Annotated in this window: 16 protein-coding genes, 1 tRNA gene and 1 pseudogene; 8 read left to right on the top strand and 10 right to left on the bottom strand. The window is 70.2% G+C overall.

The window, feature by feature from the left end; genetic code table 11:
• Window positions 1-35: 35 nt before the first annotated feature.
• The 6 genes from ACZ4EG_RS17775 to ACZ4EG_RS17800 all read right to left on the bottom strand — a co-directional run bounded on the left by ACZ4EG_RS17775 (window position 36) and on the right by ACZ4EG_RS17800 (window position 4,223).
• Window positions 36-122 (bottom strand) — tRNA-Ser (locus tag ACZ4EG_RS17775).
• A gap of 261 nt (window positions 123-383) precedes the next feature.
• Window positions 384-602, bottom strand: a complete 219-nt coding sequence (locus tag ACZ4EG_RS17780) for an SGM_3592 family protein (RefSeq protein ID WP_453556498.1) — start codon at window positions 600-602, stop codon at window positions 384-386.
• Between the two features lie 95 nt (window positions 603-697).
• Window positions 698-1,417 carry an ABC transporter permease gene (locus ACZ4EG_RS17785; protein WP_453556495.1) on the bottom strand — a complete coding sequence of 240 codons (720 nt, stop codon included), beginning with the start codon at window positions 1,415-1,417 and terminating at the stop codon, window positions 698-700.
• A gap of 10 nt (window positions 1,418-1,427) precedes the next feature.
• The gene (locus ACZ4EG_RS17790; protein WP_363299507.1) at window positions 1,428-2,339 is read right to left on the bottom strand and encodes an ABC transporter ATP-binding protein; all 912 of its coding nucleotides are present in this window, start codon (window positions 2,337-2,339) and stop codon (window positions 1,428-1,430) included.
• Window positions 2,336-3,244 (bottom strand): ABC transporter permease subunit, encoded by a 909-nt coding sequence (locus tag ACZ4EG_RS17795; RefSeq protein ID WP_453556492.1) that lies wholly within the window; start codon window positions 3,242-3,244, stop codon window positions 2,336-2,338. Before ACZ4EG_RS17795 ends, ACZ4EG_RS17790 begins: the two co-directional genes overlap by 4 nt.
• The gene (locus tag ACZ4EG_RS17800) at window positions 3,234-4,223 is read right to left on the bottom strand and encodes an ABC transporter ATP-binding protein (RefSeq protein WP_467791374.1); all 990 of its coding nucleotides are present in this window, start codon (window positions 4,221-4,223) and stop codon (window positions 3,234-3,236) included. Before ACZ4EG_RS17800 ends, ACZ4EG_RS17795 begins: the two co-directional genes overlap by 11 nt.
• Window positions 4,224-4,439: 216 nt before the next feature.
• Here ACZ4EG_RS17800 and ACZ4EG_RS17805 point away from each other — a divergent pair, with 216 nt between their 5' ends.
• From ACZ4EG_RS17805 to ACZ4EG_RS17830, 6 genes are all read left to right on the top strand, one after another.
• Window positions 4,440-5,318 carry a M24 family metallopeptidase gene (locus ACZ4EG_RS17805; RefSeq protein WP_467791212.1) on the top strand — a complete coding sequence of 293 codons (879 nt, stop codon included), beginning with the start codon at window positions 4,440-4,442 and terminating at the stop codon, window positions 5,316-5,318.
• Complete coding sequence (locus ACZ4EG_RS17810) at window positions 5,315-7,072, top strand: SDR family oxidoreductase (protein ID WP_467791213.1); 1,758 nt, start codon at window positions 5,315-5,317, stop codon at window positions 7,070-7,072. Before ACZ4EG_RS17805 ends, ACZ4EG_RS17810 begins: the two co-directional genes overlap by 4 nt.
• A 165-nt stretch (window positions 7,073-7,237) precedes the next feature.
• Entirely contained in the window at window positions 7,238-8,185 is a 948-nt protein-coding gene (locus ACZ4EG_RS17815) for a MerR family transcriptional regulator (RefSeq protein WP_467791214.1), read from the top strand.
• Between the two features lie 136 nt (window positions 8,186-8,321).
• Window positions 8,322-8,870 (top strand): RNA 2'-phosphotransferase, encoded by a 549-nt coding sequence (locus ACZ4EG_RS17820; protein ID WP_453556480.1) that lies wholly within the window; start codon window positions 8,322-8,324, stop codon window positions 8,868-8,870.
• A gap of 92 nt (window positions 8,871-8,962) precedes the next feature.
• Window positions 8,963-9,865, top strand: a complete 903-nt coding sequence (locus ACZ4EG_RS17825; RefSeq protein WP_467791215.1) for an LLM class flavin-dependent oxidoreductase — start codon at window positions 8,963-8,965, stop codon at window positions 9,863-9,865.
• A gap of 89 nt (window positions 9,866-9,954) precedes the next feature.
• Complete coding sequence (locus ACZ4EG_RS17830; protein ID WP_467791216.1) at window positions 9,955-10,881, top strand: HAD-IIB family hydrolase; 927 nt, start codon at window positions 9,955-9,957, stop codon at window positions 10,879-10,881.
• A gap of 71 nt (window positions 10,882-10,952) precedes the next feature.
• Here ACZ4EG_RS17830 and cydD read toward each other — a convergent pair whose 3' ends face one another.
• From cydD to ACZ4EG_RS17845, 3 genes are all read right to left on the bottom strand, one after another.
• On the bottom strand, window positions 10,953-14,474 hold the full coding sequence (gene cydD / locus ACZ4EG_RS17835; RefSeq protein WP_467791217.1) for a thiol reductant ABC exporter subunit CydD: 3,522 nt from the start codon (window positions 14,472-14,474) through the stop codon (window positions 10,953-10,955).
• Window positions 14,475-14,535: 61 nt separating this feature from the next.
• Window positions 14,536-15,540 (bottom strand): cytochrome d ubiquinol oxidase subunit II, encoded by a 1,005-nt coding sequence (gene cydB / locus ACZ4EG_RS17840; RefSeq protein ID WP_390708384.1) that lies wholly within the window; start codon window positions 15,538-15,540, stop codon window positions 14,536-14,538.
• A gap of 18 nt (window positions 15,541-15,558) precedes the next feature.
• Window positions 15,559-17,067 carry a cytochrome ubiquinol oxidase subunit I gene (locus ACZ4EG_RS17845; RefSeq protein WP_467791218.1) on the bottom strand — a complete coding sequence of 503 codons (1,509 nt, stop codon included), beginning with the start codon at window positions 17,065-17,067 and terminating at the stop codon, window positions 15,559-15,561.
• Window positions 17,068-17,301: 234 nt separating this feature from the next.
• On the opposite strand from ACZ4EG_RS17845, the pseudogene ACZ4EG_RS17850 reads away from it, so the two are divergent.
• Window positions 17,302-17,505: pseudogene (locus tag ACZ4EG_RS17850) on the top strand (cyclophilin-like family protein); the annotation flags it as partial.
• Between the two features lie 7 nt (window positions 17,506-17,512).
• Here ACZ4EG_RS17850 and hisC read toward each other — a convergent pair.
• On the bottom strand, window positions 17,513-18,592 hold the full coding sequence (gene hisC / locus ACZ4EG_RS17855; protein ID WP_467791219.1) for a histidinol-phosphate transaminase: 1,080 nt from the start codon (window positions 18,590-18,592) through the stop codon (window positions 17,513-17,515).
• A 439-nt stretch (window positions 18,593-19,031) separates the two neighbouring features.
• Between hisC and ACZ4EG_RS17860 the strand changes: the two genes are divergently transcribed.
• Window positions 19,032-20,144 carry a LacI family DNA-binding transcriptional regulator gene (locus tag ACZ4EG_RS17860; protein ID WP_453556462.1) on the top strand — a complete coding sequence of 371 codons (1,113 nt, stop codon included), beginning with the start codon at window positions 19,032-19,034 and terminating at the stop codon, window positions 20,142-20,144.
• Window positions 20,145-20,221 lie beyond the last annotated feature (77 nt).

The following is a 20,221-nucleotide window of genomic DNA, read 5'->3' on the forward strand; positions in this document are numbered from 1 at the left end:
CTGAAATCCGGCCAAGTCCCAGTGACAACGTCTCGCGGAGGATGCACGGATCGAACGTGCGCGGGCCTCTCGACCCGACCATGGCTTAGCAAGCCAGTGCCTTACCACTCGGCCAATCCTCCGGGTGGGCGGCCCACGCGAGAGCGACATCGCGTGCTCGAAGCGGCCGCCCCGGGCAGTCCGCGGCTCCACGGAGAGGTAACGGCTACTCCGGAGTCCGCTGCGAACTGCCCTGTCGGGAGCTGGGCGTACTGCCGTGCATGGGCATCGCCCGGCTCCTCTCCCAGATCGTGACGCCGGGTCCGTCCCGGCGGGTGGGGCACAACCACTCTGCCCCGCCCCCGAGTTGGGCGCCACTGAATTAACCGGTGCGCACCACCGCCCTACCGGCGGCGCCACCTGCGCCGACGTGCCTTGCTGAAGAACCACCCCGCGGGCGGCTCGTCGGAGCGCCACGGCTGCGGCTCCGGCGACTCGGCACGCCAGCGGGCGGCGAGCATCCGGGCACGGGCGGACGGCTCGGACGTCTCCGCGGACCGTATGAAGTCCTCGTCCAGGACGACCCCGTCCCACTCGTCGTACGGAATTGCCTCGTCAGCCATTCCCGTGCCTCCCAGCAGTGCATCCCCCGGATCCAGTGTGGCCGGACGGGGGTGAAACCCCCGTCAAGGCCGATGTGCCTGCTCCTGGCCGGCGCCTACTCCTCGCCCGCCAGCGTCAGCGACCGCAGCTTCTGTCCCGCGTACCAGGTGGCCAGCACGGTGACCGAGACCAGCAGCACCGTGCCGGTCGTCAGGCTGACGTCCGAGGTGACCAGGTCACCGCCGGTGACCTTGTGGGCGACCGCCAGCGCCCACTGCTGGACGCTGAGCGTGCGGGCACCCGAGACGAGGGAGCCGAACAGGGCCTCCCAGACGAGGGCGTAGACGAGCCCGAAGATCACCGCGTGCCGCGACACCGTGCCCAGGAGCAGGAACAGGGCCGCGTAGGCGATGGAGGCGACCAGGGCCGCGACCGTGTAGGCGACGGCGATCTGCTGGCCGTTGCCGTTGAGGATGAAGCCCGCGATCAGGGTCGGCACCGCGGAGAACACCATGGTCACGGCGATCGCCACGATCAGCTTGGTGAAGATGATCGTGGGCCGCTTGATCGGCTTGGACAGCAGATACACCACCGAGCCGTCGTCGATCTCCGGGCCGATCGCACCGGTGCCCGCGATGACGCCGATGATCGGCACCATCGTGGCGAGCGCCAGGCCGCCCAGCAGGTCGGCCGCGGTCTGGTCGTCGGCGCCGGCCAGGCCGCGCACCACCACGGAGATCGCGATCAGCAGCATCGGCAGCGCGCCGAGGATGAGGGCCCGGCGACGGCCGAGCAGGGCCCGGTAGGTGAGCCGGGCGACTGTGGGGTCGTACATCTTCGGCCTCCTACGCCGCGACCAGATACGAGAAGACGGACTCGAGGGACTCGTCGGACGGCGAGACCGTGAGCAGCCGGATGCCGTGGTCCCGGGCGACCTTCGGCAGCAGGGTCGTGAAGCGGCCGAAGTCGACGGCCTGGATACGCAGCGCACCTTCGGTGAGGTCGACCTCGATGCCGGACGTCGACGGGTCGGCGATCAGCGCGGCCGCGAGAGCGCGGTCGTCGCTGGAGCGGACCAGATAGCGGTGCGGGCGGTCGGTCATCAGACGGCGGATCCTGCGGAAGTCGCCGCTGGCCGCGTGCCGTCCCGCGACGACGACCTCGATGTGCCGGGCCAGCTGCTCGACCTCCTCGAGGATGTGGGAGGAGAACAGCACCGTGCGGCCCTCGTCTCCCATCCGCCGGAGCAGGTCCATGAGCTGCATGCGCTGGCGCGGGTCCATGCCGTTGAAGGGCTCGTCGAGCAGCAGCAGCGAGGGGTCGTGGACCAGCGCGGAGGCCATCTTCACGCGCTGCCGCATGCCCTTGGAGTACGTGGCGATCTTCCGGTCCTGTGCGTACTCCATCTCGACCGTGGCCAGGGCCCGTTGGGCGGCCTTGGCACCCAGGCCGTGCAACTCGGCGTTGGCGACGACGAATTCGCGGCCGGTGAGGAAGTCGTACATCGCCTCGCGCTCGGGGACGATGCCGATGTGCTTGTAGATCTGCTCGTTGCGCCACACCGGCTGCCCGTCGAGCGTGACCGAGCCGGTGGAGGGGGCCAGGAAGCCGCCCATCATGTTGATCAGGGTGGACTTTCCGGCGCCGTTGGGGCCGAGCAGGCCGGTGACGCCGGGGCCGATGGTCATGGTGATGTCGTTGACGGCGACCACATTGCCGAACCAGCGGGAGACGTGGTCGATGGAGAGCGTGGTCACAGTCCCACCTTCCGGTAGCGGCGCATCAGGAGGCCGTAGCTGGCGGCGATGAGGCCCAGGACGACGAGGACGTACACCGCGCCCTCCCCGTTGGACGGTCCGGCTCCTCCGGGGAAGGCGGAGGAGGCGCCCAGGAAGGCCGACTGCACCCCGTCGATGAGCGTGACCGGCGAGAAGAGGCCGATCCACGGAACCGCGCCGGTGCTGCCCTGGGCGTCGGCGATGGCCTGGAGGGTGGAGACCGCGCCGTAGGAAATGGTCAGGACGGCGATCACGGCCGCGATGCCGAAGCCGCGGCGCGGGGTCACGGCCGCGATGACCAGGCCGATACCGGCGAAGAGCAGCGAGAGCAGCGTCACGGAGACCAGTCCCTGGCCGAATTCCTTGGTCTGGTGGGCGAAGCCCATCTTGGCCAGCAGCGAGCCCACGTACATCACGAGCAGCGGGGCACCGGTCAGGACGAACATCGCCGAGGCCAGTGCCGCGAACTTGGCGAGGACGTAGTCGGCGGTCTCGATGGGCCGCGAGAAGTACAGCGGTACGGTCTTGAAGCGCAGGTCGCGGGAGACGGACTGGGGCGCCTGCGAGGCGATGTACAGGCTGATGACGGCCTGCATCACGATCGCGTAGCGGGTGTAGGACACCGGCAGTTCGTGCGCCTTGGTGGCGACGGCGACCGCGACCATGATGGCCGCCGGCACGCACATCACCACGAACAGCAGCATCGGCAGCACCTTGGACTTCACCGAGCGGCCGAGGCCGTAGGAGCCGCGCAGGGACTGCGAGTACAGGGACCGGCGGGCGTAGGCGCGGCCCAGTCGGGGGCCGTCGTAGCTGCGGTAGCCGATGTTGTGGATGCGGGTCTGGTCACCCGCCGGTGTCGTCACGGTGGGCTCAACCGCCATGGCCGACCGCCTCCTTCCGCTGTGCCTCGCTCTGCTGTGCGTCGCTGTCCGCGTCGCTCGTGAAGACCTCCGAGATGTGGTGCCTGCGCTGCTCCATGCGCACCAGGCCGAGGCCCAGGTCGGCGACGACGTCGCGCACCAGGTCGTAGGTCTCCTCGCCCGTGGCGGTGAGCAGCAGGATGTGTCCGGCGCCGGGCAGACCGCCGCCCTCGTCGAGGGTGGTCACCCCGCGCGCGTGCAGCGCGTCGCGCACCGCGCGGGTGCCGTCGGGGTGCTCGTCCGTGTCGGTGACCTCGATCGCCAGCGTGGCCGTGGTCTGGGTGAAGTCCCGGGTGGAGCTGGAGCGCAGGAGCTTGCCGCCGTCGATGATGACGACGTGGTCGCAGGTGCGCTCCAGTTCGCCGAGCAGATGCGAGGTGACCAGGACCGAGATGCCGAAGTCGGTGTGGATGCGGCGGATCAGGCCGAGCATCTCGTCGCGGCCCACCGGGTCGAGGCCGTTGGTCGGCTCGTCCAGGAACACCAGCTGCGGGTCGTGGACCAGCGCCTGGGCGAGCTTCACCCGCTGCTTCATGCCGGTCGAGTAGCCGCCGATGGGGCGGTAGCGCTCCTCGTACAGACCGACGTGGCGCAGGGTGTCCGCGGTGCGCTCGCGGGCGGCGGCGGGGGGCAGGCCGGACATGCGGGCCATGTGGACGACGAACTCGGTGGCCGAGACGTCAGGCGGCAGGCAGTCGTGCTCCGGCATGTAGCCGACCCGCTCGCGGATGGCGGCGCCCTTGGTGGCGACGTCGAGGCCGAGCACCTCGGCGCGGCCCTCGGTGGCGGGGGACAGACCCAGCAGGATCTTGATCAGTGTGGACTTGCCGGCTCCATTGGCACCCACGAGCCCCGTCACACCGGGTCCCACGTCCACGGAGAGCCGGTCAAGCGCGGTCACCCGGGGGAACCGCTTGCTCAGGCTTTCGGTCGCGATCACAGTCACGTCGTCGACGGTAGTGACGCGCGCCACGCAAGTCGTCAGACCGCAGAGCCGTCTTGGCGTCAGACTCCAGTCGTACGGGGCCCTAGGGGATGCCCTTCCTGAGAGTTATCCACAGCTCATGATCCGGCCTATTGACGCCGCCTCTAACAACTGTCACATTCACCAGTGTCAAGTTACGGACACGTACCGCAGTCGACGGGACGGGGCGGCATGACGACGGCAGTGAACAGCGAACTCCCCGTGGAGCTGCGGGGATTCAGACGGGTCCAGCGCCTCGCGTACGAGTGCGCCGAGGCGGTGGCGGCACAGCTGGAGCCCGGGGTGACCGAGCGCGAGGCCGCGCGCATGCAGCGCGAGTGGCTGCGCGAGCGGGGCGTGCGGGACTGGTTCCACCTGCCCTTCGCCTGGTTCGGGGACCGGACGGCGTTCGTGAACTTCCGCGTGCCGCTCCAGTTCTTCCCGACCAACCGCCGCCTGGCGCCCGGGATGCCGTTCATCCTGGACATGGCCCCGGTGTACGAGGGATACACGGCGGACATCGGCTACTCGGGCTCGCTCGGCCTCAACCCGGTGCAGGACCGGCTGATGGCCGACCTCAAGGCGCACCGTGAGCTGATCCTGCGCGAGGTGCGCGAGCGGCGCCCGCTGCGCGAGATCTACGAGCACGTGGACCGCCTCATGGTCCGCCAGGGCTACGCGAACCGGCATCGCGCGTACCCCTTCGGGGTGATCGCGCACAAGGTGGACCGGGTGCGGCAGCGCCGCTGGTCGCCGCACCTGTTCGGGTTCGGCACGCAGTCCCTGAAGGGCCTGGCGGCCGACGCGCTGCGCGGCCACCGCGAGGGCTGGTCGCCCCTGTGGTCGCCGTACCGCTTCTCCGACCACCCGCCGCAGCCGGGCCTGTGGGCGGTCGAGCCCCACCTCGGCTTCCGGGGTACGGGCGCGAAGTTCGAGGAGATCCTGGTCGTCACCGACTCCCGGGACCCCGAACAGAGCGCCTTCTGGCTGGACGACGATCTGCCATGGGGGTCCCCCCGCGCGAGGTCGTTCGAGCGTGGGGGAGTGCGGCGCTGGGCGGAGGACGAGTGACGACGCTGAAGGACGCACGGGAGCGCCGGGTGCGGACGGGCGGGGTCGAGCTGTGCGTGGCGGAGCTCGGGGACCCGGCACAGCCGACGGTGGTCCTGGTGCACGGCTACCCGGACAGCAAGGAGGTCTGGTCGGAGGTCGCCGTCCGCCTCGCCGAGCGCTTCCACCTGGTGCTCTACGACGTCCGGGGCCACGGCCGGTCGACGGCACCGAAGCCGCTGCGCGGCGGCTTCACGCTGGCGAAGCTCACCGACGACTTCCTGGCGGTCGTGGACGCGGTCAGCCCGGACCGGCCGGTGCACCTGGTGGGCCACGACTGGGGTTCGGTGCAGTCGTGGGAGTTCGTCACGGTCAAGCGCACCGAGGGGCGCATCGCCTCGTTCACCTCGATGTCCGGCCCGTCCCTCGACCACTTCGGTCACTGGATCAACGCGCGCGTGAAGCGCCCGACACCCCGCCGGGTGGGCCAGCTCCTCGGCCAGGGCGCCAAGTCCTGGTACGTGTACCTCCTGCACACGCCCGTCCTGCCCGAACTGGCCTGGCGCGGCCCCCTCGGCAAACGCTGGCCGAAGATCCTGGAGCGGGTCGAGAAGGTCCCCGGCGGCGACTACCCGACGTCCTCGCTGCCCACGGACGCCGCGAACGGCGCCTGGCTGTACCGGGACAACGTACGCGCCCGCCTGCTCAGGCCACGCCCGGACGCGTACGCCCACGCGCCCGTGCAGCTCATCACACCCCTGGGGGACGCGTTCCTCTCCGAGAAGCTGTACGACGAACTGGAGCGGTGGGCTCCGCAGTCGACCCGGCGGACGCTGCCGGCCAAGCACTGGGTACCGCGCACCCGCCCCGATCAACTGGCCGCATGGATCGATGAATTCGTCACCGGCGTCGAGGGCGGCCGCCCCGAGGCGAAGCCCTCCGGACGCCACTGCGAACGGTTCGGCGGCCGGCTCGTGCTGGTCACCGGCGCCGGCAGCGGCATCGGGCGGGCTACGGCGTTCGCGTTCGCGGAGGCGGGCGCGCGCGTGGTGGCCGTCGACCGGGACGCGGAGTCCGCCGCCCGCACCGCGGAGCTGTCCCGGCTGCTCGGCGCACCCAAGGCCTGGGCGGAGACCGTCGACGTCTCCGACGAACAGGCCATGGAGAAGCTCGCCGAGAAGGTCGCCGACGAGTACGGCGTGGTGGATGTGCTGGTCAACAACGCCGGGATCGGGCTGTCGGGCTCCTTCTTCACCACGACACCGGACGACTGGCGCAAGGTCCTGGACGTCAACCTGTGGGGTGTCATCCACGGCTGCCGTCTCTTCGGCGGACAGATGGCCGAGCGGGGCCAGGGCGGCCACATCGTCAACATCGCGTCGGCCGCCGCGTACCAGCCCTCCAAGGCGCTGCCCGCCTACAGCACCTCCAAGGCGGCCGTCCTGATGCTGTCCGAGTGCCTGCGCGCCGAACTCGCCGGCCAGGACATCGGCGTGACGGCGATCTGCCCCGGCTTCGTCAACACCAACATCACCTCCACCGCACGCTTCACCGGAGTGGACGCGCAGGAGGAACGCCGCCGCCAGAAGCGGACGGCCCGCCTGTACGGGATGCGCAACTACCCACCGGAGAAGGTCGCGGAGGCGATCCTGCGAGCGGTGACCCGCAACGAGGCGGTGGTACCGGTGACCCCGGAGGCCCGTGGCGCACACTTCATGTCCCGTTTCATGCCGGGGGCGTTGAGAGCGATTGCCCGGGTGGAACCAAGGGTGTGAGGGCGGCGCAACCCGCCGAGCCGCGGGCAGTCGTGCCTCCCCAAGCTCTTCGAGCAGGGGGACCCCCAGGCGGCACGGGTGGGCGCAGCGGCACCCCGCAAGCGCCGGGCTGCGCGACCACCCCCGCCCAGCGCCAACCCCGGGCACCCCACCAAGGAACTCCACATGACCGACCCCCCGGCCAACTCCACGTACCGCATCGAAGACCTGGCCCACCACACCGGCACCACGGTGCGAACCATCCGCGCCTACCAGGACCGCGGCCTCCTCCCCCGCCCCGAACGCCGGGGCAGGGCCAACGTCTACTCCGACGTCCACGTCACCCGCCTCCGCCAGATCGCCGACCTCCTCGACCGCGGCTACACCCTGGCCTCCATCAAGGAACTCCTGGAGGCCTGGGACACCGGCCGCGGCCTGGGCGGCGTCCTCGGCCTGGTCACCGAGGTCGAGGGCCCGTGGACCGACGAGGAGCCCTCCTGGGTCTCCCGCGCGGAGCTGGACGCCCGCTTCGGCGGCACCCCCGACGACGACGCCGTGGCCGAGGCGGTCGAACTCGGCGTGCTCGAACCCGTACCCGCAGACCCCGACTCGTTCCTCGTGCCGAGCCCCCAAGAGCTGGCTGTCGCAGTCGAGTTGCACACGGCCGGAGTCCCGCTGTCCGCGATCACCAGCCACCTGCGGGAGTTGAGGGTCCAGGTCGAGCACATAGCCACCCGTTTCCTGGAGTTCACGACCGAGCACGTCTTCGCCCGGTACCTGGACGACCCGCACCGTCTCACCGACGACCGGGCGGCGGAGGCGGCCTCGCTCGTACGACGTCTGCGCCCCCTCGCGCAGCAGACCGTGGACGCCGAACTCGCCCGCGCGATGCGCCTGTTCGCCACCCGTCATCTGCGCCGACAACTGGGCGCGGGAGATCCACGAAAACCGGTCGAGGAGAGCCGTCCCGTACCCATCCCGGCGGACACGATCCAGGCTGTGGAACGGCTGGTTGGTGCCGAACGGGCTGCCGAATTCATCGCGCTGGCAGCCGAACGTGAGGTGCGCGCCCGGCTCTTGGACGACCTGATGACAAGTCACGCCTCCATGAAGGATCTTGACGAAACTCCCTGAATCGCCCACCACTTGTCCACAACTTCGTCAATTCCCCTGTGGATAACAGGACTTGGTTGTGGACCAAACCTCCGAGCGAAAATAACCTGCGTGATCCGCGTCTCTCCCGCACGCTGGTGGAGTGAAGGAAAGAGAGATGGACGAGAGGCGCACCGTGAAGGTGTCGAAGTACCTCTCGAAGCACCTGCGGCACCAGCCCGAACGGATCGGCCTCACGCTCGACGAGGGCGGCTGGGTCGAGATCGACACCCTGATCGCCGCGGCGGCCGCGCACGGATTCCGGTTCAGCCGCGCCGAGCTCGACCATGTGGTGGCCGCCAACGACAAGAAGCGGTTCGCCGTCGAGGGCACTCGGATCCGCGCCAGCCAGGGCCACAGCATCGAGGTCGACCTCGGACTGCCCCCGGCGACCCCGCCGCCGTACCTGTACCACGGGACCGTCGCCCGCAACCTGGAGTCGATCCGCGCGGCGGGGCTCAGACCGATGAACAGGCACGACGTACACCTCTCGGCCGACCGCGAGACCGCGACCCGGGTCGGGGCCCGCCGCGGCCGCCCCGTCGTACTGACCGTCGACGCGGCTGCCATGCACCGCGCCGGCCATGTCTTCCACATCAGCGCGAACGGCGTGTGGCTGACACAGGCCGTACCACCGGAGTACCTCCGCTTCGCCGAGCCGCACTGACCCCCCTTCCGCTCGGCCTCACCCCGTGGCTGAGCGGCCGCATACGGTGACCGTTTCGGCCCTGGTCGTGGGGTCCCCTTAGTCTCGAACGCATGAGTCTGCGTCTGAGCACCGTGATCCTCCCGTACCGTCGCTGGCACGAAGGCGGCCGTTCGGCCTGGACGCGTGCCGAGCAGCTCGGCTTCCACACCGCCTACACCTACGACCACCTGACCTGGCGCAGCTTCCGCGACGGTCCGTGGTTCGGCGCCATACCGACGCTGACCGCCGCCGCGGCCGCCACCGACCACCTCCGCCTGGGCACGCTGGTGACCTCGCCGAACTTCCGGCACCCGGTGACCCTCGCCAAGGAGCTGATCTCGCTCGACGACATCTCCGGCGGCCGGATCACGCTGGGCATCGGCGCGGGCGGCACCGGCTTCGACGCCACGGCGCTCGGCCAGGACCCGTGGAGCCCGCGCGAGCGCGCGGACCGCCTCGCCGAGTTCGTACCGCTGCTGGACCGGCTGCTCACCGAGGACTCGGTGTCGTACGAGGGGGACTTCTACTCGGCGCACGAGGCATACAACATCCCGGGCTGTGTGCAGCGCCCCCGGCTGCCCTTCGCGGTGGCCGCCACCGGCCCCCGCGGGCTGAAGCTCGCCGCGCGGTACGGGCAGGCGTGGGTGACCACCGGCGACCCCAAGCTGTACGAGAACGGCACGCCGGAGGAGTCGGTCCGTGCGCTGCGCGGCCAGACCGAGAAGCTGGCCGACGCCTGCGCCACGCTCGGACGGGACGTGGCCGGCCTCGAGAAGATCCTGCTCACCGGCTTCACCCCGGACCGCGGCCGCCCGCTGGAGTCCCTGGACGCGTTCGTGGACTTCGCGGGCCGGCACCAGGAGCTGGGCTTCACCGAGATCGTGCTCCACTGGCCCATCCCCGACTCGGACTTCGCCGCGGACGAGAAGGTCTTCGAGCAGATCGCCATGGAGGCCCTGGCGCAACTGGACTGACCCGGCCCGGTGCCACCCGGCCACATCGCCGTCGGCCACACGTCATCTGTGTCTCATCTGTGCGGGCTCTCGCACTGCCGTGCTGGCATATGCGCGAGAATGACCCGGTGACCTCAGCCACCGGAACGCCCGAGACCCCGGCCTCCCCCAAACTCTCGACCGCGCTCGAGCAGGCAGGCAGCCCCGTCGTCCCGCCGCGGCTGATCGCCACCGACCTCGACGGCACCCTGCTGCGTGACGACAAGTCGGTGTCCCCGCGTACGGTCGCCGCGCTGGCCGCCGCCGAGGAAGCGGGCATCGAGGTCTTCTTCGTGACCGGCCGCCCGGCCCGCTGGATGGACGTGGTCAGCGACCACGTCCACGGCCACGGCCTGGCGATCTGCGGCAACGGCGCCGCCGTCGTCGACCTGCACGGCGGCCCCGGCACCCACCGGTTCGTGAAGGTGCGCGAACTGGCCCGGCAGAACGCCCTCGACGCCGTACGCCTGCTGCGCGACGCGGCGCCCGGCACGGTGTACGCGGTCGAGCAGACATACGGCTTCCACCAGGAACCGGCCTATCCGAAGCTGCACATGGAGATACCGGACAACCTCGCGCCGGCCGAGGAGCTCCTGGCGTCCGACGGCCCGGGTGCCGCCGAGCCGGTGCTCAAGATCCTCGCCTATCACCCGGATCTCGACCCCGACGCGTTCCTCACCCTCGCCCGCCTCGCCGTCGGCGACCGTGCGAACGTCACCCGCTCCAGCCCCAGCGCCCTGCTGGAGCTCAGCGGCCCCGGCGTCTCCAAGGCCAGCACCCTCGCCCTGTGCTGCGCCGAGCGCGGCATCTCGCACGAGGAGGTCGTCGCCTTCGGGGACATGCCCAACGACGTGGAGATGCTGACCTGGGCGGGTCAGTCGTACGCGATGGGCAACGCGCACCCGGACGTGCTGGCCGCGGCGTCGGGCCGGACGGTCGCCAACAACGAGGACGGCGTGGCCGTCGTCATCGAACAGTTGCTGACGGCCCGGGCGTAGCCTCATCGGGCCGCGGGCGGGCCTGCCCGTACGGCGGGACCGTGTCAGCGCACCCCGCCCGGCAGACCGCCTCAGCGGACTCCCACCGGCAACTCCGCCTCGGCCTCCCGCTCCACCATGGTGCGCAACGGCCCGTCCGCGGCGGCCAGTTCGGCGTACGGTCCGTGCTGCACCACGCGTCCCTCGTCCAGCACGATCACCTCGTCCACCGCGTCGAGTCCGGCGAGACGGTGGGTGATGAGCAGCGTCGTACGACCCTCGGTGGCGGCCAGCAGATCGGCGGTGAGCGCGTCGGCGGTGGGCAGATCCAGGTGCTCGGCAGGCTCGTCGAGCACGAGGACCGGGAAGTCGGCGAGCAGCGCGCGGGCGAGCGCCAGCCGCTGTCGCTGTCCGCCGGACAGCCGCGCGCCGTGCTCGCCGACGAGCGTGTCGAGCCCGTCGGGCAGCCCGTCCGCCCAGTCGAGCAGCCGGGCCCGCGCCAGCGCGTCCCTCAGCTCCGCCTCGGTCGCGTCCTTCTTCGCGAGCAGCAGGTTCTCGCGGACGGAGCTGTCGAAGAGGTGCGCGTCCTGGGCGCACAGTCCGACGAGCCGCCGTACATCGTCGCCGTCCAGCGCGTACGCGTCCACACCGGCCAGCGTGTAGGAGCCCGCGCTCGGGTCGAGGAACCGCAGCAGCACCTGGGCGAGGGTCGTCTTGCCGGACCCGGACGGTCCGACCACGGCGACCCGGCGCCCTTCCTCCAGTGCCAGGTCGAGCCCGGTGAGCGCCTCCCGGTGCTGCCCGGAGTACCTGGCGGCCAGCCCCTTCACCACGACCGGGAACGGTGACGCGGGCGCCTGCCGCGGCCGCTCCGGCTCCCGTACGGGCTCGGGGGCGTCCAGGATCTCGTACACCCGCTCCGCGCTCCGGCGCACCCGCTGCCGGTACCGCACGGCGACCGGCAGTCCGAGGACAGCCTCGAAGGCGGCCAGCGGAATGAGGACGACCACGGCCATCGCCACCCCGTCCAGCCGGCCCCCGGCGACCGCCTGGGCGCCCAGCAGGGCGGTGGCCGCCACGGTCAGGCCGGAGATCAGCGCGGTGAGTCCGTCGCCGAGCGCGGTGGCGGTGGCGGCGCGCGAGGCGATCCGGGTGAGGGTGCCGTCGGCCCGCCGGGCCGCGTCGGTACGGGCGGGCAGCGCGCCGGCGACCGTCAGCTCGGCGGTGCCGGTGAGCAGGTCGGTCACTCGCGTCGCGAGGTCTCCCCGGGCGGGCGCCAGCCGTCGCTCGTCGCGCCGCGCCACGGCGCCGGTCAGCAGCGGTACGCCGATCCCGGCCGCGAGCAGTCCCGCCGCGAGCGCGGCTCCGGCCCCGGGCACCAGCCAGGCGGTGAACGCCACGGACCCGGCGGACACGGCCACCGCGACCCCCGCGGGCAGCAGCCAGCGCAGCCAGTAGTCCTGCAGCGCGTCCACGTCGGCGACGAGCCGGGACAGCAGGTCACCCCTGCGGGCCGTACGGAGCCCGGCGGGCGCCAGCCGCTCCAGCCGCCGGTACACGGCGACCCGGGTGTCGGCCAGCATCCGCAGCACGGCGTCGTGCGACACCAGCCGCTCCGCGTACCGGAACACGGCCCGCCCGATGCCGAAGGCCCGGGTCGCCGTCACGGCCACCATCAGATACAGCACGGGCGGCTGCTGCGAGGCACGCGAGATGAGCCACCCGGAGGTGGCCATCAGCCCGACGGCAGAGCCGAGCGCCAGACTCCCGAGCAGCAGCGCGAGGGCGAGGCGTCCGCGTCGAGGGCCGGCGAGAGCGCGGACACGGGCGAGCACCCGCCCCTTGGGCTTGGTGGGGCCCGCTTCGGGCCCGTCCTCGGCAGGACCGCCGGCCGGCACCGCCTCGACGGAGCGCGCGTCCTGCGACCCGGCAACGGCGGAAGCGGGGGAGGCGGTGGCCGCAGCGGCGGAGAACTCGGCAGCCTCCAGCCGCACCACGCGGTCGGCGACACCGAGCAATGCCGGTCGGTGCACGACCAGCAGGACGGTCCGCCCCACCGCCAGCCGTCGCACCGCCGTCACGACCTCGGACTCGGTCGCCCCGTCGAGCGCGGCCGTCGGCTCGTCCAGCAGGAGTACGGGCCGGTCGGCGAGGAACGCCCGGGCCAGCGCGAGCCGTTGCCGCTGCCCGGCGGAGAGCCCGGCCCCGTCCTCGCCGAGCACGGTGCCGGCCCCCTGGGGCAACGCGTCCACGAACTCCAGGGCTCCCGCGTCGCGCAGCGCCCGCCGTACGGTTTCGTCGTCCGCGTCGGGACGCGCCAGCCGTACGTTCTCCGTTATGGTCCCGGCGTACAGGTGCGGCCGCTGCGGCACCCAGGCGATGCACGAGCGCCACTGGTCCAGGTCGACGTCGGCCAGATCGACTCCCCCGATCCGCACCCGGCCCTCACTGGGCCGTACGAACCCGAGCAGGACGTTCAGCAGCGTCGACTTGCCCGCACCACTCGGCCCGACCAGGGCGACGGTCTCTCCGGGGTCGACGGCGAAGGAGACATCCGTCACGGCATCCATGGACCGCCCGGGATACCGGACCGTCACGCCCTCGAAGGCGAGCGCTCCCGAGGGCACCGGCCCGGTCCCGGACTCGGGCACCGGCGTCTCCAGCACGGCGAAGATCTCCTCGGCGGCGGCAAGTCCCTCCGCCGCCGCGTGGTACTGCGCCCCCACCTGGCGCAGCGGCAGATACGCCTCGGGCGCCAGCACCAGGATGAGCAGCCCGGTGTACAGGTCCATGTCGCCATGGACGAGCCGCATGCCGATCGTCACCGCGACCAGCGCGACCGACAGCGTCGCGAGCAGCTCCAGCGCGAAGGAGGAGAGGAACGCGATCCGCAGGGTCCGCATGGTCGCCTGGCGGTACTCACCGGTGATACGGCGGATGGAGTCGGCCTGCGCCTTGGCACGCCCGAAGACCTTCAGGGTGGGCAGCCCCGCGACGACGTCCAGGAAGTGCCCCGAGAGCCGGGACAGCAGCCGCCACTGACGGTCCATCCGGGACTGGGTGGCCCAGCCGATCAGCGCCATGAAGAGGGGGATGAGCGGCAAAGTGCCGACGATGATCGCCGCCGACATCCAGTCCTCGGTGAGGATCCGCGCCAGCACCGCGGCCGGTACGACCACGGCGAGCCCCAGCTGCGGCAGATAGCGGGAGAAGTAGTCGTCGAGGGCGTCGACACCACGCGTGGCCAGGGTGACCAGGGAACCGGTCCGCTGTCCGCTCAGCCACCCGGGGCCCAGTGCCGCTGCGCGCTCCAGGAGCCGTCCGCGCAGCTCGGACTTGACTGCCGCGCTCGCCCGGTGCGCGGCGAGCTCGGTGAGCCAGGAAACCAGCGCACGGCCGCCGGCGACGGCCACCAACAACACCAGGGCGGCGCGCAGTTCACTCGCCGAACGGCCGTGCTGGAAGGCGCCGACCACCACTTCGGCGATGAGCATGGCCTGGGCGATGACGAGTCCGGCGCCGAGGGCACCCAGGGCGACGACCGCCACCAGGAAAAGTCGCGTGGCGCGGGCGTAACGCAGAAGACGCGGATCGATTGGTTTCACGTGAAACATGCCCTTCGGCCCGAGGAGGGGTGTTTCACGTGAAACGTGGTGAACACCCCTCCTGCCAGACTCAGTGCGCGGGTTCGGCGATGTGCTGCGTGCCGATCCGCTTGCGGAACACCCAGTACGTCCAGCCCTGGTAGAGCAGCACGATCGGCGTGGCGATCCCTGCGCACCAGGTCATGATCTTCAGGGTGTACGGGCTCGACGAGGCGTTGGTGACCGTGAGGCTCCAGTCACCGTTGAGCGAGGACGGCATGACGTTCGGGAAGAGCGACAGGAAGAGCATCGCCACGGCGGCCACGATCGTGACACCGGACAGGGCGAACGACCATCCCTCGCGGCCCGCCTGGTTGGCCACCAGGGCGGCGACCAGTGCGACGACCGCCACGATCATGGCCGCCAGGCTCTTGCCGTCACCGCTGTCGACCTGCGTCCACAGCAGGAAGATCACAGCCAGCACGGCCGTGACGAGGCCGACCCTCAGCGCAAGCTTCCGCGCCCGCTCCCGGATGTCCCCGACCGTCTTGAGCGCGGTGAACACCGCACCGTGGAAGGTGAACAGCGTCAGCGTCACCAGGCCGCCGAGAAGCGCGTACGGATTCAGCAGATCCCACACGCTGCCGACGTACTCGGCATGCTCGTCGATCTTCACGCCCCGCACGATGTTGCCGAAGGCCACACCCCACAGGAGGGCGGGGATCAGCGAGCTCCAGAAGATCGCGTTCTCCCAGTTGCGCTGCCAGTTCTCCTCGGGCCGCTTCGCCCGGTACTCGAAGGCGACACCCCGGACGATCAGACTGACCAGGATGACCAGCAGCGGCAGATAGAAGCCTGAGAAGAGCGTGGCGTACCACTCGGGGAAGGCGGCGAAGGTCGCGCCGCCGGCCGTGAGCAGCCACACCTCGTTACCGTCCCAGACAGGGCCGATGGTGTTGATCAGCACCCGCTTCTCGGCCCGGTTCCGGGCGAGAAGCTTGGTGAGGATGCCGACTCCGAAGTCAAAACCCTCCAGGAAGAAGTAGCCGATCCACAGGACGGCGATCAGGACGAACCAGACGTCGTGAAGTTCCATGACTGCAGCTCCCTCGGCCTAGTACGAGAAGGCCATCGGCTTGTCGGCGTCACGGGCCTCGCCGCCGATCTTCGTGGGCGGGTTGAGGTCGGCCTCGGTGAGCTCGGGCGGGCCGGCCTTGACGTACTTCACCAGCAGCTTGACCTCGACCACGGCGAGGATCGCGTACAGCAGGGTGAAGACGGTCATCGAGGTGAGGACCTCGGCCTGGGAGACGCCGGGGGAGACCGCGTGGCGGGTCTGCAGGACGCCGTAGACGACCCAGGGCTGGCGGCCCATCTCGGTGAAGATCCAGCCCCAGGAGTTGGCGATCAGCGGGAAGGCCAGGGTCCAGATCGCGATGCGCCAGGACCAGGTGGTGAGCTTCGGGCCGAACGCCTTGTTCTTGAACAGGACCAGATGCGGCACTTCGTCTTCGCTCACCCGCAGGTGCTGCGGCAGCATGAACCTCTTCCGGGTCAACCAGAGTCCGGCCAGACCGATGGCGAAGGACGCCATGCCGAAGCCGATCATCCAGCGGAAGGACCAGAAGGTGACGGGGATGTTCGGCCGGTAGTCACCGGGCCCGAACTTCTGCTGCTCGGCCTTGTTGACGTCGTTGATGCCGGGCACATAGGAGTTGAAGTCGTCGTTCGCGAGGAAGGACAGCACGCCCGGCACCTCTATCGCGACCGTGTTGTGGCCCTTCTCCACATCTCCGTACGCGAAGATCGAGAACGGTGCGGAGTCCTGGCCGTCCCACAGGGCCTCGGCGGCGGCCATCTTCATCGGCTGCTGCTTGAACATGACCTTTCCGAGGGTGTCGCCGCTGACCGCGGTGAGCAGACCGGCGATGACCACGGTGATCAGACCGAGCCGCAGCGAGGTCTTCATCTCCGTGATGTGCTTCTTGCGGGACAGGTGGTAGGCGGCGATGCCGACCATGAAGGCGCCGCCGGTCAGGAAGGCCGCGGCGAGCGTGTGGAAAGCCTGGGCCAGCGCGGTGTTCTGGGTCAGGACGTGCCAGAAGTCGGTGAGCTCGGCACGCCCCTTCGCCTGGTTGATCCGGTAGCCGACGGGGTGCTGCATCCATGAGTTGGCCGCGAGGATGAAGTACGCCGACAGGAACGTGCCGATCGAGACCATCCAGATGCAGGCCAGGTGGATCTTCTTGGGCAGCTTGTCCCAGCCGAAGATCCACAGACCTATGAAGGTGGACTCGAAGAAGAAGGCGATCAGGGCCTCGAAGGCGAGCGGTGCGCCGAAGATGTCGCCGACGAAGCGTGAGTAGTCGGACCAGTTCATGCCGAACTGGAACTCCTGCACGATGCCGGTGACGACGCCCATCGCGATATTGATCAGGAAAAGCTTGCCCCAGAACTTGGTCGCTCTGAGGTACTTCTCCTTTTCCGTGCGCACCCACGCCGTCTGCAGGCCGGCCGTAAGGGCCGCCAGCGAGATCGTCAAGGGCACGAACAGGAAGTGGTAGACGGTGGTGATGCCGAACTGCCAACGCGCCAGTGTCTCCGGCGCCAAAGCCAAGTCCACGTCGACAATCTCCTTACATGCCGTGGTCAAGCGGCAGTTTGCCCCTTATGTCACACACAACGGCGGAGCAACCGGGACACGCTTGTGAACGCGTTCACATTCACAAGCAATTATGACGCATGACCGTTCGATGTCGGAGGGGTGGGGGGTCCTAAGTAGAATCCGACGGACCTGGCCGAAAAGGGCCGGTGGGCCCATGGCGCACAGGGGCTTCCCCTGCCCACGGCGACGCCTGGCGTCTCCGTTCCACGTGAAACGGACGCCCACCAGATCGTGGCGCCCGGCACCATCGCGCTCTGGCCGGAGGGCGAGGCTCTCGCCCTCCCCTACGGCCCCACACCGATCTCGCGAGGCGACGAGTGCCGCCTCGCGAGCCCGTGCAACGTCTCGGGCCGCCTCGACGGCGACCCGGGCAGCGTGGCACTCATGGACGAGTAAGGCTTCCTCAGAGCTCCTTGCGGAACGACTCCGCCACCTTCACGAAGATGTCGTTCGCCTCGTGCTCTCCGACCGTCACCCGCACACCCTCGCCGGGGAACGGCCGGACCACGACGCCGTGCTGTTCGCAGGCAGCCGCGAAGGCGGCCGTGTCCTCTCCCAGCCGCAGCCAGACGAAGTTGGCCTGGGTCTCGGGCACCGTCCAGCCCTGGGCGCGCAGCGCGTCGACCACACGCTGACGCTCGCACACCAGCGAACCGACCCGGCCGAGCAGTTCGTCCTCGGCGCGCAGCGAGGCGATCGCCGCCTCCTGCGCAAGCTGGCTCACACCGAACGGCACGGCCGTCTTACGCAGCGCCGCCGCCACCGGCTCATGCGCGATCGCGAACCCTACGCGCAGCCCGGCGAGTCCATAGGCCTTCGAGAAGGTACGCAGAACACAGACGTTCGGCCGGCTGCGGTAGAGCTGCGCGCCGTCCGGCACCTCCGGGTCGCGGATGAACTCCCGGTAGGCCTCGTCCAGCACCACCAGGACATCGCGGGGCACCCGGTCGAGGAACCGCTCCAGCTCGGCCCGCCGTACGACCGTGCCCGTCGGGTTATTGGGGTTGCAGACGAAAATCAGCCGGGTCCGGTCGGTAATCGCGTCCGCCATCGCGTCCAGGTCGTGCACATCGCCCGGCGTGAGCGGCACCCGCACCGATCGCGCACCACTGATCTGCGTGATGATCGGGTAGGCCTCGAAGGACCGCCAGGCGTAGATGACCTCGTCGCCGGGGCCGCTGGTGGCCTGGATCAGCTGCTGGGCGACGCCGACGGAGCCGGTGCCGGTGGCCAGATGGGAGAGCGGGACGTCGAAGCGCTCCGACAGCTCGTCCATCAGCCCGCCGCACGCCATGTCCGGGTAGCGGTTGAAGTTCGCGGCGGCCGCGGTCACCGACTCCATGACCCCGGGCAGCGGAGGGTAGGGGTTCTCGTTGGAGGACAGCTTGTAGGCGACCGGGCCGTCGGCCGCGGCGGGCTTGCCCGGCTTGTAGGTGGGGATACCCTCCAGCTCGGCGCGCAGCTTCGGGCTCGTCTCGCTCACCGCAGTCCTCCTCGCGACCCCCGGCGGACCGTCCGCGCCGCCGGCTTTCAATACTGCTCACCTTATGAGGATTCGGCGCTCCTGCGTACAGGTGAGGAGCGACGGGAAACAGTGAGGCGCAAACCACATCAGCCCCACCCGCATCAGGGGCATCACCGCATGAAGATGTACGAAACGGGGGGCGCGTCGCACATATATCTACGCGCCGGTGGCTCACGCCGTGGCGCGCATCGCTCGTCAAGGTGAGTTGAGACCTCTTCGAAACATCGGGCCCTTGGCAGGCCCATGCGCGCCGACAAGTCACGTCCTGCCATTGGATCGTTCAACTGACTTTCTTTCTAAGGCAGTTGACCCCTTATGACCATGCAGAAACGTGCCTGTCAACGCGTGCATATGCGTCCGCACTACCCCACCGCCTGAGCCCTACTATCGGCTCGCCATGACAGCAGCAGGGAAGCACCAGGTGAGCCGCGCGGAAACCTCACGTCGAGGCAGTCGGCCGGGTCGAGCGGGCATCAGAGACGTCGCCGCCGCCGCCGGGGTCTCCATCACGACCGTGTCCGACGCCCTCAACGGCAAGGGCCGGCTCCCGGACGCCACCCGGCGCCATGTCCGCGAGGTCGCCGACCGGCTGGGGTACCGCCCCTCGGCCGCCGCCCGCACACTCCGTACCGGCAAGTCGGGGCTCATCGGCCTCACCGTGACGACGTACGGGGATGAACCTTTCACCTTCACCGAGTTCGCGTACTTCGCCGAAATGGCCCGCGCCGCGACCTCGGCCGCACTCGCCCGCGGCTACGCCCTGGTGATCCTGCCCGCGACCTCGCGCCACGACGTGTGGTCGAACGTCGCCCTGGACGGCACGGTCGTCATCGACCCCTCCGACCAGGACCCGGTGGTCAGCGAGCTGGTCCGGCAGGGCCTGCCGGTCGTCTCCGACGGCCGCCCGGCCGGTTCGCTCCCGGTCACGGCATGGGTCGACAACGATCACGAGGCCGCCGTACTCGGCATCCTCGACCATCTCGCCGACGCGGGCGCCCGCCGGATCGGTCTGCTCACGGGGACGACGACGGACACGTACACCCATCTGTCGACCACCGCGTATCTGCACTGGTGCGAACGGGTCGGCCAGGACCCGGTGTACGAAGCCTATCCGGCGCACGACCCGTGTGCCGGCGCCGTCGCCGCCGACCGGCTGCTGGCCCGCCCCGACCGCCCCGACGCCGTCTACGGCCTCTTCGACCCCAACGGCACCGACCTGCTGGCCGCCGCCCGCCGCTACGGTCTGCGCGTCCCGGACGATCTGCTGCTGGTGTGCTGCAGCGAGTCCACGGTGTACGCCAACACCGAGCCGCCCATCACCACGCTCTCCCTGAAGCCCCGGCGCATCGGCACGGCCGTGGTCCAGCTCCTCATCGACGCCATCGAGGGAGTCGAGTCGGAGCACCCGGTCGAGCAGGTGATACCGACCGAACTGATCGTGCGCACATCGTCCCAGCGCCGTTCGCCGCGGACGACGGTCAGCCCGCCGCGGGTGCCGGAGGAGAAGTAGTACCACTGGGCCGACGGGCCGGGCTCGTGGAAGCCCGGCCGGACCGTCGGAAGGGGGCAGCGGCACCGGGAGCCGGC

This window comes from Streptomyces sp. NPDC025638, assembly GCF_055558775.1.

Bases quoted from the DNA above. Each gene is read 5' to 3' on its own strand.
- cydB (WP_390708384.1), bottom strand. From the start codon at position 15,540: ATGGAACTTCACGACGTCTGGTTCGTCCTGATCGCCGTCCTGTGGATC.
- ACZ4EG_RS17825 (WP_467791215.1), top strand. From the start codon at position 8,963: ATGAGTCTGCGTCTGAGCACCGTGATCCTCCCGTACCGTCGCTGGCAC.
- ACZ4EG_RS17795 (WP_453556492.1), bottom strand. From the start codon at position 3,244: ATGGCGGTTGAGCCCACCGTGACGACACCGGCGGGTGACCAGACCCGC.
- ACZ4EG_RS17805 (WP_467791212.1), top strand. From the start codon at position 4,440: ATGACGACGGCAGTGAACAGCGAACTCCCCGTGGAGCTGCGGGGATTC.
- ACZ4EG_RS17785 (WP_453556495.1), bottom strand. From the start codon at position 1,417: ATGTACGACCCCACAGTCGCCCGGCTCACCTACCGGGCCCTGCTCGGC.
- ACZ4EG_RS17830 (WP_467791216.1), top strand. From the start codon at position 9,955: ATGCGCGAGAATGACCCGGTGACCTCAGCCACCGGAACGCCCGAGACC.
- ACZ4EG_RS17860 (WP_453556462.1), top strand. From the start codon at position 19,032: ATGACAGCAGCAGGGAAGCACCAGGTGAGCCGCGCGGAAACCTCACGT.
- ACZ4EG_RS17820 (WP_453556480.1), top strand. From the start codon at position 8,322: ATGGACGAGAGGCGCACCGTGAAGGTGTCGAAGTACCTCTCGAAGCAC.
- ACZ4EG_RS17780 (WP_453556498.1), bottom strand. From the start codon at position 602: ATGGCTGACGAGGCAATTCCGTACGACGAGTGGGACGGGGTCGTCCTG.
- cydD (WP_467791217.1), bottom strand. From the start codon at position 14,474: ATGTTTCACGTGAAACCAATCGATCCGCGTCTTCTGCGTTACGCCCGC.
- ACZ4EG_RS17815 (WP_467791214.1), top strand. From the start codon at position 7,238: ATGACCGACCCCCCGGCCAACTCCACGTACCGCATCGAAGACCTGGCC.